We start from the raw sequence: 14,261 nt of genomic DNA on the forward strand, positions 1-14,261 counted from the left end.
CTTAAGTAACTGTTTAAAAATAAAAAAGGAGATAGATTATAATCTAGTGATTATCAGTTATTTAAGATATGCTATAAGTATATAGAGCCTAAACTAGTAAAGAGTTAAAACAATGTAGTAAGGAGTTAAAATAATATTGTTTTATTAAATAAAGATAAGAATCTTTAAATGTGGTAAAATATACTAAAAAATCACTTTAAAAGTGATAAAATTAATTTAATTAAATATTTTAAAGGGGTGTAGATATGGAAAAGTCAAAAGTATATTTTTGTGACTTATACTCAAATTCGCAAAATAAAAATGTGCCAAACAATGTAAGAAGATTATTTGATATAGCAGGATTCAAAGATTTAATAGGAAAGAATGACCAAGTAGCAATCAAACTTCACTTTGGAGAAAAAGGAAATACTACATATATGAGTCCTGTAGCAGTTAGACAAGTGGTTGATAAGATTAAAGATTGCGAAGGAAAGCCATTTTTAACAGATACAAATACATTATATACAGGAAGTAGAACAAATTCTGTAGACCATCTTACAACAGCTATAGAAAATGGTTTTGCTTATGCAGTGGTAAATGCACCAGTAATAATTGCAGATGGATTGTATAGTAGAAATTATGAAAATGTACAAATAGATAAAAAACATTTTGAAAGTGTGAAAATAGGTGGAGAAATTTATAATTCTTCTGCAATGATAGTAATGAGTCATTTTAAAGGTCATGAAGCAGCAGGTTTTGGAGGAGCATTAAAAAATTTAGCTATGGGATGTGCAAGTGCAGCAGGAAAGCAAATGCAACATTCTGATGTTACTCCAGTAGTAAAGGAAAAAAAGTGTATAGGTTGTGGAAAGTGTGTTAATTCTTGTCCTACAAAAGCTATAAGTATAGTAGATAAGAAGGCAATTATAGATTCTGATGTATGTTATGGATGTGGAGAATGTCCAACTGTCTGTCCAACTAGAGCAGTAACTATACAATGGGAAAGTGACTCAGATGTGTTTGTTGAAAAGATGGCAGAATACGCTTATGGAGCAGTATCAAATAAAAAAGATAAGGTAGGATATATAACTTTTGTCATGAATGTAACTCCACTTTGTGACTGTGTACCTTGGTCAGGTAGACCGATTGCACATGATATAGGAATATTAGCATCAACAGACCCAGTAGCTATTGAACAAGCATGTTATGATTTGATTTGTAAGGAGATGGGTCATGATGTGTTCAAACATGAGCATCCTCATGTAAATGGAACTAGAATAATAGACTATGCATGTGAAATGGGCATGGGAAATAAAGAATATGAATTAATAAAATTATAAGAATAGTAGGGCTTAGATGCATATAATTATTGTAAGAGAAATTTAAAAGTATCAAAGGAGTATGCATTTATGAAAATTTACTATGAGAAAGAAAACAGCAAGAAAGCAAATGTAAACAATATTCCAAGTGTATTTGCATTTAATTTTCTAAGAAACTTTTTAACTAGCAAAGAGTATGAGGAAACTAGAAAAGAATATTTTATAAATAATCTAACAAAAAGTCAGGTTAATCAAGCTATGAAGGATTTAAAATGGTTGTTTAGAGAGTATGAAGGCTTAGAGGTTGTTACGATGGAAAGCTTGGATGGAGTTAAGACAAGAATAGTTTTATAAATTAATAAGAATGATTCTTTAATAAAAAATACTGTTTTAATAATGATACGTATAAGATATTATACAAATACTATTTTAGAACAGTATTTTTTTTGTGTAATAGTAAACCTATATATAAAATAAAGTTGACCAATAAATATTGTCTATGTAATACTATATATAATAAGTAAACTATATAAAAAATATAAGTTGACAAATAGGAGGATATATGGAAAAATACATAGTCAAATTAAAAAATAAAATATTAAGTGGAAAAGAAATAAATTATGAAGAAGCTCTTAATTTAATAAGTATTGACACTAATAACAAAAACAATTTTGATATCTTATTAAAATCTGCAAATGAAATAAGAGAATATTTTATGGGAAGAAAAGTAGATTTATGTACAATAATAAATGCTAAGTCTGGCAAATGTAGTGAAGACTGTAAATTTTGTGCACAATCATCTCATTATAAAACTGGGATAGAAGAATATTCACTGCTAGATTATAATGAGATTTTAAAGAGAGCTAAAGAAATGGAAAGTAAAGGAGTGCATAGATTCTCTTTGGTTACAAGTGGTAAAGGTATGACAGGAAAAGAGTTTAATGACATTTTAAATATTTATGAAGGATTGAGAGAAAATACTAATTTAAAATTATGTGCATCTTTAGGTATTATAGATTATGAACAAGCTAAAAAGCTAAAATCAGCAGGTGTGACTACATATCACCATAATGTTGAGACATCAAAAGATAATTTTTATAATATATGTACAACGCATACTTATAAAGATAGAATAAGAACAATTGAAGATGCTAAAAAGGCTGGATTAGATGTATGTGTAGGTGGAATAATAGGAATGAATGAAAGTAAAGAACAAAGACTAAAAATGGCTTTTGAAATACGAGAATTAAATGTAAAATCAATCCCAATAAACATTTTAAATCCTATTAAGAATACTCCTATGGAAAATTATAATGTATTAGAACCAATGGAAATATTAAAAACGACAGCAGTATTTAGGTTCATAATTCCCAATACATACATAAGATATGCTGGTGGAAGGTTATCATTAAAAGGATATGACAAAGTTGGATTTAATGGTGGTGTAAATTCTGCAATTGTAGGTGATTATTTAACAACTGTCGGAAATAGTATTGAAAATGATAAAAAAATGATTATAGAACAAGGACTTGAATTTTGATAAAGATTACTTAAATTAATTAGTATACTTTTAAATAATAATAAAAGTATATTAATTTTTTTTTGCATATTAATTAAAATATTAAAATTGAATTATAAATTGCAGTATTTCGAAAAATGAGAAAAATATCAAAATTTATATAAAATAGTTGCAAAGGAAAAAAGGATGTGCTAATATCTAGGTAACCGGTTAAGTAAAACGGTTTCCTAAACTATGGGGGTGAACTTCTTGAGTATTACTATAAAAGAAATTGGCGAATTGGCTGGTGTTTCTAAAACAACTGTGTCAAAAGTCATTAATAATAAAGATGAAAATATAAGTAAAGCAACAAGAGAAAAAATTTTGAAAATAATGAAAGAAAAAAATTATGTACCAAATAAATTAGCACAAAGTCTAGTAACTAAAAAAACTAATACTATAGGGCTTCTTATACCAGATATACGAAATCCATTTTTTACAGATGTATCAAGAGGCGTAGAAGATAAAGCTAATGAAGAAGGTTACAACATAATCTTATGTAATACAGATGAAGATGCTAAAAAAGAATATGAAGGTATAAGAACATTATCAGAGAGAATGATAGATGGAATTATATTTGCAGCTTCTTCAAATACAAACTGGAAAGAGGCAAATTATAAAGACATAAAAATACCAACAGTATTAATTGATAAAAAAATAAGTATGAACAAAGAGACTTTAAAAGGAATAGTTAAAATAAACAACTTTGAAGGCGCATATATAGCTACAAAACATTTATTAGATATTGGAAGTAAGAAAATAATATACCTAAGTGGTCCACTTCAAAATGAAATAGCAGTAGATAGATTAGAAGGATATAAAAAGGCTCTAATTGAGCGTGATTTAAGTTATAACTCTGATTATGTGTTTGAAGGAAAATATAAAATTGAATGGGGACAAGAATTTATAAAAAATCTAGAAAAGATAGATTTTGATTCAATATTTTGTGCAAATGATTTGATTGCAATAGGTGTTATAAGAGGGCTTAAGGAAAGAGGATTAAATATACCAAATGATGTAAATGTTGTAGGATTTGATGATATCCAGACATCTAGTCTAATAAGTCCCTCTCTTACAACAGTGAGACAGCCATCTTATGACATAGGATACAAGGCTAGTGAAATACTGATAAATTGTTTAAGAGGAGAGAAAAAAGAATCATTTGATGAGTTAATTTTTAAGCCAGAACTAGTTATAAGAGATTCAACAAAAGATAATGAATAACAGCATGAAAGACATAAATAGATATGTAAAGGAGTAATGTAATGGGAAACATAGTTGTCATAGGAAGTGTAAACATGGACATGGTATGTTCTGTAGATAAAAGACCAGAAAAAGGAGAAACAGTGCTAGGTAATAGCTTTTTCACATCACCTGGTGGAAAAGGTGCTAATCAAGCTATTTCAGCATCTAAGCTAGGAGCAAATGTAAAAATGATATCATGTGTAGGTGAAGATAGCTTAGGTGAGGAATTAATAAGAAATTTTAGAAATAATAAAGTCGATTATAGCCTAGTATCTAGAGATAAACATAAAAGCTCTGGTGTTGCGGTCATAACACTATGTGAAAATGATAATAGTATTGTTGTTGTGGCAGGGACTAATGAATTAGTAGATATAGAATTGATTAAAAAGAATGAAGAAGAGATAAAGAATGCAGATATAGTATTACTACAATTAGAGATTCCATTGGAAACAATAAATTATGTGGTGAATTTCTGTTTTGAAAATAAGATAAAAGTTTTAGTAAATCCAGCACCTGCAATAAAATTAGATAGAGATATAATAGAAAAAGTAACTTACTTAACACCAAATGAACATGAATATAAGATAGTTTTTGACACAGAGGAAGAGATAGAGGAAATATTAAAAAAATATCCTAATAAACTTGTGATAACAGAAGGAAAAAATGGAGCTAGATTTTATGATGGTAAGGAAATTAAACATGTATCCTGTATAAAGGTTGATGTCCAAGACACGACAGGGGCAGGAGATACATTTAATGGAGCATTGTCAGTGGCGATAACAGAAGGTAAAAATCTATATACAGCAGTAGAATATGCAGTAGTAGCATCAGGTCTTTCTGTAACAAAATTAGGAGCACAATCTGGTATGCCTTATAAAGAAGATGTTGAAAAATATTTAAATATTAATAAATAAAAATCTAATTTGTTCAAACTTAAAACTATTAAAAATGGAGGTTAATTATGAGAGTGAGAAAAATTTTATCTTTAGGAATTGCTGGAACACTAGCAATAGGAATGTTAACAGGATGTTCAATGGAAGGGCCAAGTAAATCAGACAACAAAGGTAGTTCAGACAAGAAAGATTTAACTATAGGAGTATCTACAATAACTCTTCAGCATCAATTTTTTATAGACATTGATGAGGGAATAAAAGAAAAAGCCAAAGAGTTAGGTGTAAAAGTTATAGTAAATGACCCAGACCAAGATGTAGCTAAGCAAACATCAGCAATAGAAGATTTTATACAACAAAATGTGGATGGAATGATAGTGCTTGGAACAGATAACTCAGCTATAGTACCAGCAGTAGAAGGAGCGTTTGAAAAAATACCAGTAGTTACAGTAGATGCTGTATTAAATACTGAGAATATTACAAGTTACGTAGGAACAGTTAGTTATGATGCTGGTAAAAAGTTAGGGGAATACACTAAAAAGTACATTGATGAAAAATTAGGTGGAAAATCAGAAATAGCCATAGTAACAGATTTAAAATCTCAAATACAAATGCAAAGAATAGATGGATTTAAGGATGCATTAAAAGGTTCAGCAAATGTTAAAATATTAAATTCACAACCAGGATATGATAGAGAAGAATCTCTTAATACAGTAGAAAACTTAATACAATCTAATCCAGATGTAGATATAATATATGCAACAGCTGAAAATAGTGTATTAGGAGCTAAAGCTGCACTTGAATCTGCAAAGAATAAAGATGTTAAGATAGTAGGATTTGACTTAACTGAAGAAGCAGCAAGTGGAATAACAGATGGAACTATTCTTGCAATGATTCAGCAACAACCTAAAGAAATGGGACGTTTAGCTGTAGAAGCAGTAGTAAAAGCTATAAAAGGTGAAAAGGTAGAAAAAAATATACCAGTACCAGCTTTACTTTATGATAAAGAAAATATAAAAGACTTTAAGAATTAGTAAAATAAAATAAGATTATTTGAAAGAAATCCTATTTAAAAAGGAGTGTCATTATGAGTAATACAATTCTGAAGTTAAGTAATATTGCTAAAGAATTTCCTGGCGTTAGAGCATTAGATAATGTTAATTTTGAGCTATTTCATGGTGAAGTTCATGCACTATTGGGTGAAAATGGTGCTGGTAAATCAACAATGATAAAGATTTTAACTGGTGCACACTCAAAAACTTCTGGTAAATTCGTTTTTGAAGGTAAAGAAATAGAGAATATATCACCAGATGTTTCTAAGAAGATAGGTATAAATGCAATCTATCAGGAATTAACAGTATTTGATGAATTGACAGTAGCACAAAATATTTTTATGGGAAAAGAAATAAATGGTAAAGTCTTAACTAACGATAAAAAAATGAATGAAGAGGCTAAAAAGATTTTTGACAATATGGGAATAGATATAAATCCAAATGGTCTAGTCAAAGAGCTTAGTATAGCTCAAAAGCAAATGGTAGAAATAGCAAGAGTTTTATCATCAGAGACTAAGGTATTAATAATGGATGAGCCTACATCTTCAATAAGTAAAAAAGAAACTGAAATACTTTTTAGACTTATAAATGATTTAAAAGATAGTGGAGTTAGCATAATATATATCTCTCATAGGATGGAAGAACTTTTTGAGATTTGTGACAGAATTACTATAATGCGAGATGGGAAAACGATTTCGACTTTGAATACTAAAGAAGTATCATCTGAAGAAGAATTAGTTAATTTAATGATAGATAGAAAGCTAGACCAATTTTTCCCTAAAAGAGATGTAGAGATAAAAGAAGAGATTATGAGAGTGGAAGGTCTGACTAAGAACAACGTTTTTAATGACATCAGTTTTAATATAAGAAAAGGCGAAATATTGGGAATAGGTGGATTAGTTGGAAGCAAGAGAAGTGAAATAGTAGAAGCTATATTTGGACTTAGAACATATGATTATGGGAAAATATATTTAAATAATAAAGAAATAAAATTTAAAACTCCATCAGATGCCATTGAAAATGGACTAGGATTAATAACAGAAGATAGAAAAGGTACTGGATTGTTTTTACAGATGAGTGTCAAAGAAAATACAACTATGGCTGGATTAAAAAAGATATCTAAATTTAAATCAGTTATAGATAGAAAAAAGGAAAAAGAAGTACTAGAAAAATACATAGATGCATTGAAGATAAAAACGCCACATATGAACCAAGTTATACAAAGTTTAAGTGGTGGGAACCAACAAAAAGCTATAATAGCAAGATGGCTTTTATTACAACCAGATATATTAATTATGGACGAACCAACTAGAGGTATAGATGTAAATGCTAAAGCAGAGATATACAATCTAATGGGAGATTTAGTAGAGAGTGGTGTAAGTATCATAATGATATCTTCTGAAATACCAGAATTAATATCAATGAGTGATAGGATAATGGTTATGAGAGAAGGTCATATAAGTGGATTTTTAGAAGGTGAAGAAATGGTTGAAAATAATGTATTAAAATTGGCTTTCGGAGGTAAAATTAATGAGTTCAATAACTAAGCATAAAGAAGATAATTCATCTCCATTATTAACAAAATTAACAAGTGCATTTAGGGACCAGGGGAGTGCAGCTATAGGACTTGTAATAATTTTTATAATAATGAGTGTAGCTTCATCTAATTTTTTAACTTTAGATAATTTAATTAACGTTGGAAGACAAATATCAATAAACGCAATTCTTGCAGTAGGTATGACGTTTGTAATAATTACTGGAGGAATAGATTTAAGTGTAGGAGCAGTAATTGCTCTAGTAGGTACATTTTGGGCTACAACAGTAGTAAATTATAATGCACCTATATGGGTAGGTATGATACTTGCATTGGCAATAGGGACAATATTAGGCGTTATAAAAGGTGCAATTATTTCAACTCAAAAACTACCGCCATTCATTGTAACTTTAGCCATGTTGACGATAATAAGTGGAGCAAGCTTTGTATTCACAGGAGGAAGACCTATATCAGTAAATACAGATGCATTTAAGATGCTAGGTAGAGGATATGTTGGACCGATACCAATACCAGTTATAATTATGATTATAGTTGTAATAGCAGGTCATTTTCTATTAAAAAGAACTAATTTTGGACGTCATGTACATGCAGTAGGTGGAAATGAAGAAGCTGCTAGATTATGTGGAGTAAAAGTAAATAAAGTAATAGTAAAAGTATATGCACTAGCTGGATTACTAACAGCATTGGCTGGAATAATACTATCATCACGTTTGGCATCAGGTTCACCAACTGTAGGAGATGGAGCAGAGCTGGATGCTATAGCAGCAGTTGTGCTTGGTGGTACTAACATGATGGGTGGCTCTGGCTCTATAGTAGGGACATGCATAGGTGTTGGAATAATAGGAATATTAGGAAATGGTCTAAACCTACTAAGTGTATCTTCATATAATCAAATGATTATAAAAGGGTTGGTAATGTTATTTGCTATATGGATAAATAATATAAAATTAAAAAAATCAGCTAAAGCCAAATAATATTTAAATTTTAGCTAGTGAATTATAAAAATTATTACGCTTTTGAATATGCTAAATGAAAATATGGTAAGTAAAAAAATTTATTATCGTTTAAGTATAGAGTGTTAGACTTGAAATTTTAAATGTAAAAATAAATCTTAGGAGGAAATATGAAAAAAATTCTCTTAGATACACTAAATAATAAAAAACAAGAATATATAGATTATTTAAAAGAACTTGTAAGCATAAAGACTGAAGATATTGGACATGGAATATTAGGTGGATTTGAAAAAGAGGGGCAAGAATATGTTGAGAAACTTGCAAATGATATAGGTTTTAGTGTAGATAGACAAGAAATGAGTGAAGAACTAATTAAAAAAGCAAAAGATACATATAAAGAAGGAAACCTAGGTCACAATTATAAAGATAGATATAATTTAATTTGTAAATACAGTGATAATTTATCTGGCAAGACGATTGTATTTAATGGTCATGTAGACACTATGCCACCTGGTGATATAAGTAAGTGGAAATATAATCCATACTGTGGGACAGAAGATAATGGTAAACTTTATGGTCTTGGAACTGCAGATATGAAATCTGGGCTTATAGCATCAATATTAGCTGTAAAGCTTATAAAAGATAGTGGTTTAAATGTACCTGGCAATGTAAAGATAATGTCAGTAGTAGATGAAGAAGGTGGTGGAAATGGCACTATAAATGCAGTTATGAATGGAATTGATGGAGATTACTGTGTAATTTGTGAACCATCAGAACAGAATTTAATAATTGCACATATGGGATTTGTATTCTTTGAAGTTGAGGTTAAAGGTATATCTCTTCACTGTGGTAGTAAGTGGGAGGGTGTTAATGCAATAGAGAAGGCTATGTTACTGATTCAAGATATAAAAGAATTAGAACATAACTGGCTTATGATATATAAACATCCACTATTGCCTTCACCTACAATAAATTTGGGTGTAATAAATGGTGGAACAGCAGGTTCTACTGTGCCAGATAAGTGTGTATTCAATTTGTGTGTACACTTCTTACCAAATATAATGAGTTATGAACAAGTTGTAAATGATGTAACTAATATCATAATGACAAGGGCTAATGGAGATTTGTGGCTTAAAGATAATAAGCCAAATATAAACATATATCAATCAGGATTAGGTTTTGAGATGGATAAGAATTCTGATTTTGTAGTGAAGGCACATAAAATACTAGAAGATGTTTTAGAGAAAAAATTAGAAATAAAAGGTTCGACAGCTGGAAATGATGCAAGATTGATGAAAAACTTAGCTAAAATACCAACATTAATATTGGGACCAGGCTCAATAGAACAATGCCATTCAATAGATGAGTATGTTGAAATCAATGAGTATTTAGACAGTATACTTATGTATGCAAGTCTAATATTAAACTTATAAAAGTAGGAGGAATATATAAATGAAAAAAGTATTAATAGTAGGGGAATCTTGGGTAAAAAATATAACTCATATAAAAGGGTTTGATACATTTGTTACAACTCACTATGAAGAAGCTGTAAAGTGGTTAAAAGAAGCAATAGAATCTGGAGGATATGAAACAGTTCATATGCCTGCACATGTGGCAGCAGATAGTTTTCCATATAAATTAGAAGAGTTAAATGAGTACGATTGTATAATATTATCTGATATAGGTTCTAATACGTTCTTATTATCTAATAGTACTTTTATAGATTGTAATAGTAGTCCAGATAGACTTGAATTAATCAAAGAGTATGTAAATAATGGTGGAGCATTAATAATGGTGGGTGGATACATGTCATTTACAGGTATAGATGCAAAAGCTAGATTTGGAGAAACTGCTATAAAGGATGTATTACCAATAACTATGATAGATAAAGATGATAGAGTCGAAAAACCAGCAGGAATAATTCCAGAAGTTGTTGACTCTGAACATCCAGTATTAAAAGATATACCAACAGACTGGCCAAAATTTTTAGGATATAACAAGACAGTTGCTAGAGAGAATTGCCCTGTATTGGCAACTATTGGAGGAGACCCATTTGTAGCTGTTGGTGAGTTTGGAAAAGGAAAGTCTGCTATATTTAGTTCTGACTGTGCGCCTCATTGGGGACCAAAAGAATTTACTGATTGGAAATACTATAATAAATTATGGGTCAATATGCTTGATTGGTTAATATGTTAAAAATTTTATAAAATTTGAAACCTCTTACTTGATAAAGTGAAGCTTACAAGTCAAGAGGTTTTATTGTATAAAATGGCTGTACAGTAGAAAATATTTTTAAACTAATTATTTTAGATAATGGCTGATAATTTGTTAAAGTTAAGGAGGATTATACAATTAATATGGAGGATTTAAATAAAAATTTTTTAGTGCAATATATAGATGAGATACAAGAAGAGTTAAGAAATATATCAGATAAGATATGGGAAAATCCAGAACTTCAATATAAAGAATATTATGCTTCAAACTTACAAAAAGAATATTTAAGAAAGTATGATTTTAATATAGAAGAATTAGAAGATATGGATACAGCATTTGTAGCTAGTTATGGACAAGGTAAACCAGTTATAGCAGTCTTGGGAGAATATGATGCTTTAGATGGTTTGTCCCAAAAAATATCCATTACAAAAGAAGCTATTTCAGATGGTGGTGCAGGTCATGGATGTGGACATAATTTACTTGGTACAGGTTCAATGGGAGCTGTAATTGCAATAAAAGAATTAATTAAACTAAAAAAATTGAAAGGGACTATAAAATACTATGGATGTCCAGCAGAAGAAGATTTATCAGGAAAGGTATTAATGATAAAAAAAGGTATCTTTGATGGTATAGACTGTGCATTTAGCTGGCATCCATTTGATATAAATACTCCAATAAGAATTCCAACCCTTGCTAATTATTCTGTAAAGTTTAGATATAAGGGAATTAGCGCCCATGCAGCACAAGCTCCTTACAATGGAAGAAGTGCACTTGATGCAGTAGAACTTATGAACATAGGCTGTAACTATCTAAGAGAACATATATTTGATAGTTGTAGAGTACATTATGTAACTACTAATGGTGGAAAAATGCCAAACATAGTTCCAGATTTTGCAGAAGTATGGTATTACATAAGAGGTGTTAAAATGGAGCATGTAAGAGATGTATTTGACAGAATTGTTGATATAGCAAAAGGAGCAGCTTTGATGACAGGTACTAGTATGGAATATAATATTATAAGTGGGGTATATGATTATATCCCTAATACAATATTAACAGATATTCTATCACAAAATATGAAATTGATAGGAACTCAAAATTATGATGAAAATGACTACTATTTTGCAGAAAAATTAGCTGAAACGGTATCTATAGACAAAAGGATTAGTGTTTCTAGTGTATTGAGTGGAAACAAAGATATAACTAAGATGAATTTACATGATGAAGTTACAGATGATACATTTACTCATAATAACTGCATATCATTATCATTAGATATTGGAGATGTTAGTTACATAATCCCTACAGCTCAATGCTCTTGTTCAGTTTGGCCTATTGGGATTTCTGCTCATACATGGCAGTCTTGTGCTAGTGCAGGTTCTAACATGGGATTTAAAGCGATGTTGTTAGCATCTAAAGCTATAGCGTGTTCAATAAATGATGTAGTTCTTGATGAGTCTATTGTAAGTAAGGCAAAAAAGGAATTAAAGGATACTGTAGGTAATTTTAAATATACTCCAATTATTTAAAAATTAAGTTAATGTAAGTGAGATTGAACTGTATGAATTAGTATAAATATATAATTTAATATTATTTTTAACTTAACCTTCTAATTATTTTCAATCTAAGATACAATAATTAGAAGGTGTTTTTAAAGTTTCTTAGAATACTGTATCTTATATAATCTTGATTAAAAAATAGCTACGCACACTCGTGACTTTAGTCGTAAGTTAGTAGCTAAAGTAGTCAGCATATAGGGAAACTTATATGTAGAGATAGGATAGAACCTATCCAATACTACTTGAATTGCTGGAAACCCCTAAAGCTAACCAAACTAAAGCATAAGGATGAAATAAACCTAAGTGTGAAAGTTACGAAAGTAGAAAAAATTGGTTAGATGGTATAAGGTTAAACCCTAAGTACTTTAAAATGGGCAATCAGCAGGTAAACTCCAAATAGGAGAAACTTCAACGACTATTCCTCTTGAGGGAAGTACACTACAAGCTATTGGTAGTGGAAGTGGGTAGACCTTAACGGATAATGCCGAAGGATAAGATATAGTCTGTGCTTGCATGAAAGTGTAAGAAGTTCATAAGAGAACTGCATAGGTAGTAGCGAACTTATGTGAACGACAACCTCAAAAATGATAAAAGTTAGGACTTACGGTTCTTACATATGTTATTTAAAAATAAATATAAAACCTTCGAAATAATTGTTTTAAATAATTATGTTTGTTAATATTATAATGGGTGATGAAAAAGAGAAGTTACTCGGATATGTATATTAATAATCATAAAAAACAATTAAAGTGAGGTGATAGTAGTGGAAAAAGCTTATAAGTTTAGAATGTATCCAAATAAAAAACAGCAAGAGCTAATTAACAAAACTTTTGGATGTTGTAGATTTGTATATAATAAGTATCTTGCTAAAAAAATAGAAGTTTATGAAAACAATAAAGAAACTTTTACTTATAAACAGTGCAGTTCTGATTTGACCAATTTAAAAAGAGAATTAGAGTGGCTTAAAGAACCTGACAAATTTTCACTACAAAACACCTTAAAAGATTTAGAAAACGCATATAAAAAATTCTTTAAAGAAAATGTAGGATTTCCTAAATTTAAATCAAAGAAAACTAATAGGTTTTCATATAGAACTAACTTTACAAATGGAAATATTATGCACCTTGGTCAATATATAAAATTACCTAAACTTGGTATGGTCAAAGTAAGGGATAAACAAGTACCTCAAGGGAGAATACTTAATGCTACAGTATCCAAAGAACCAAGTGGTAAATATTATGTATCATTATGTTGTACTGATATAGATATTAAAGCATTTGAAAATACTAATAGTCAGATAGGTTTAGATTTAGGAATTAAAGAATTTTGTATCTCAAGTTGTGGAGAATTTATAGAAAATCCTAAGTATCTTAAGAAGTCATTAAACAAACTTGCAAAATTACAAAGAGAACTATCGAGAAAAACAATGGGTAGTTTAAATAGAAATAAGGCGAGATTAAAAGTTGCAAGACTTCAAGAATATATAGCTAATCAAAGGAAGGATTTTCTACAAAAACTATCTACCAAATTAATACGAGAGAATGATATTATTTGCATAGAAGATTTACAAGTAAAGAATATGACTAGAAATCGTAAATTATCTCTTTCTATTTCTGATGTGTCATGGTCAGAATTTGTTCGTCAATTAGAATATAAGGCTAATTGGTATGGTAGACAAATTGTAAAGGTAGGTAAATTCTTTGCAAGTTCACAAATATGCAATAAATGTGGATATAAAAACAAGGAAATGAAGAATTTAAGTATAAGAGAATGGATTTGTCCTTGTTGTAATGAAACTCACGATAGAGATATAAATGCAAGTATAAATATACTAAAAGAAGGATTAAGACTAATAAGAGTTTAAAATAAATAACTTATATAAGAACCGTAGGAACTACGGGGATAGCCTGTGGAGAATTAGTAAGACATATTTTAGT

Annotated in this window: 13 protein-coding genes; 12 read left to right on the forward strand and 1 reads right to left on the reverse strand. The window is 29.6% G+C overall.

Annotated elements, in window-relative coordinates; translation table 11 throughout:
* Positions 1-245: 245 nt before the first annotated feature.
* From ACTG44_RS02055 to ACTG44_RS02105, 11 genes are all read left to right on the forward strand, one after another.
* Positions 246-1,319 carry a DUF362 domain-containing protein gene (locus ACTG44_RS02055; protein ID WP_479917981.1) on the forward strand — a complete coding sequence of 358 codons (1,074 nt, stop codon included), beginning with the start codon at positions 246-248 and terminating at the stop codon, positions 1,317-1,319.
* A gap of 69 nt (positions 1,320-1,388) precedes the next feature.
* Positions 1,389-1,652 carry a hypothetical protein gene (locus ACTG44_RS02060; RefSeq protein ID WP_021382847.1) on the forward strand — a complete coding sequence of 88 codons (264 nt, stop codon included), beginning with the start codon at positions 1,389-1,391 and terminating at the stop codon, positions 1,650-1,652.
* A gap of 208 nt (positions 1,653-1,860) precedes the next feature.
* The gene (gene bioB / locus ACTG44_RS02065; protein WP_479919709.1) at positions 1,861-2,838 is read left to right on the forward strand and encodes a biotin synthase BioB; all 978 of its coding nucleotides are present in this window, start codon (positions 1,861-1,863) and stop codon (positions 2,836-2,838) included.
* Positions 2,839-3,057: 219 nt separating this feature from the next.
* Positions 3,058-4,080, forward strand: coding sequence for a LacI family DNA-binding transcriptional regulator (locus ACTG44_RS02070; RefSeq protein ID WP_479921180.1), 1,023 nt, complete (start codon positions 3,058-3,060; stop codon positions 4,078-4,080).
* A gap of 41 nt (positions 4,081-4,121) precedes the next feature.
* A complete protein-coding gene (gene rbsK / locus ACTG44_RS02075) occupies positions 4,122-5,015 on the forward strand; it encodes a ribokinase (protein WP_479921181.1) in 894 nt (297 codons plus the stop codon).
* A gap of 47 nt (positions 5,016-5,062) precedes the next feature.
* Positions 5,063-6,025 carry a substrate-binding domain-containing protein gene (locus ACTG44_RS02080; protein WP_479921182.1) on the forward strand — a complete coding sequence of 321 codons (963 nt, stop codon included), beginning with the start codon at positions 5,063-5,065 and terminating at the stop codon, positions 6,023-6,025.
* 53 nt (positions 6,026-6,078) lie between these two features.
* The gene (locus ACTG44_RS02085; RefSeq protein WP_479921183.1) at positions 6,079-7,590 is read left to right on the forward strand and encodes a sugar ABC transporter ATP-binding protein; all 1,512 of its coding nucleotides are present in this window, start codon (positions 6,079-6,081) and stop codon (positions 7,588-7,590) included.
* Positions 7,574-8,572 carry an ABC transporter permease gene (locus ACTG44_RS02090; RefSeq protein WP_479919712.1) on the forward strand — a complete coding sequence of 333 codons (999 nt, stop codon included), beginning with the start codon at positions 7,574-7,576 and terminating at the stop codon, positions 8,570-8,572. The genes ACTG44_RS02085 and ACTG44_RS02090 overlap by 17 nt, the downstream gene beginning before the upstream one ends.
* 149 nt (positions 8,573-8,721) lie before the next feature.
* Complete coding sequence (locus tag ACTG44_RS02095; protein ID WP_479921184.1) at positions 8,722-9,984, forward strand: M20 family metallopeptidase; 1,263 nt, start codon at positions 8,722-8,724, stop codon at positions 9,982-9,984.
* 19 nt (positions 9,985-10,003) lie between these two features.
* Complete coding sequence (locus ACTG44_RS02100) at positions 10,004-10,747, forward strand: glutamine amidotransferase (protein ID WP_479919713.1); 744 nt, start codon at positions 10,004-10,006, stop codon at positions 10,745-10,747.
* Positions 10,748-10,908: 161 nt separating this feature from the next.
* Positions 10,909-12,294 carry a M20 family metallopeptidase gene (locus ACTG44_RS02105; protein WP_479921185.1) on the forward strand — a complete coding sequence of 462 codons (1,386 nt, stop codon included), beginning with the start codon at positions 10,909-10,911 and terminating at the stop codon, positions 12,292-12,294.
* A 395-nt stretch (positions 12,295-12,689) separates the two neighbouring features.
* On the opposite strand, the gene ACTG44_RS02110 is transcribed toward ACTG44_RS02105, so the two are convergent.
* Positions 12,690-12,839, reverse strand: a complete 150-nt coding sequence (locus tag ACTG44_RS02110; protein ID WP_021384555.1) for a hypothetical protein — start codon at positions 12,837-12,839, stop codon at positions 12,690-12,692.
* Between the two features lie 239 nt (positions 12,840-13,078).
* Between ACTG44_RS02110 and tnpB the strand changes: the two genes are divergently transcribed.
* Positions 13,079-14,188 carry an IS200/IS605 family element RNA-guided endonuclease TnpB gene (gene tnpB, locus ACTG44_RS02115; RefSeq protein WP_479921186.1) on the forward strand — a complete coding sequence of 370 codons (1,110 nt, stop codon included), beginning with the start codon at positions 13,079-13,081 and terminating at the stop codon, positions 14,186-14,188.
* The last annotated feature ends 73 nt before the right edge of the window (positions 14,189-14,261 follow it).

The organism is Clostridioides sp. LIBA-2809, assembly GCF_056688965.1.

Excerpts from the sequence above, each read along its gene's own strand:
- ACTG44_RS02055 (WP_479917981.1), top strand. The coding sequence starts at position 246 with ATGGAAAAGTCAAAAGTATATTTTTGTGACTTATACTCAAATTCGCAA.
- ACTG44_RS02060 (WP_021382847.1), top strand. The coding sequence starts at position 1,389 with ATGAAAATTTACTATGAGAAAGAAAACAGCAAGAAAGCAAATGTAAAC.
- bioB (WP_479919709.1), top strand. The coding sequence starts at position 1,861 with ATGGAAAAATACATAGTCAAATTAAAAAATAAAATATTAAGTGGAAAA.
- rbsK (WP_479921181.1), top strand. The coding sequence starts at position 4,122 with ATGGGAAACATAGTTGTCATAGGAAGTGTAAACATGGACATGGTATGT.
- ACTG44_RS02080 (WP_479921182.1), top strand. The coding sequence starts at position 5,063 with ATGAGAGTGAGAAAAATTTTATCTTTAGGAATTGCTGGAACACTAGCA.
- ACTG44_RS02085 (WP_479921183.1), top strand. The coding sequence starts at position 6,079 with ATGAGTAATACAATTCTGAAGTTAAGTAATATTGCTAAAGAATTTCCT.
- ACTG44_RS02090 (WP_479919712.1), top strand. The coding sequence starts at position 7,574 with ATGAGTTCAATAACTAAGCATAAAGAAGATAATTCATCTCCATTATTA.
- ACTG44_RS02095 (WP_479921184.1), top strand. The coding sequence starts at position 8,722 with ATGAAAAAAATTCTCTTAGATACACTAAATAATAAAAAACAAGAATAT.
- ACTG44_RS02100 (WP_479919713.1), top strand. The coding sequence starts at position 10,004 with ATGAAAAAAGTATTAATAGTAGGGGAATCTTGGGTAAAAAATATAACT.
- ACTG44_RS02105 (WP_479921185.1), top strand. The coding sequence starts at position 10,909 with ATGGAGGATTTAAATAAAAATTTTTTAGTGCAATATATAGATGAGATA.
- ACTG44_RS02110 (WP_021384555.1), bottom strand. The coding sequence starts at position 12,839 with ATGCAAGCACAGACTATATCTTATCCTTCGGCATTATCCGTTAAGGTC.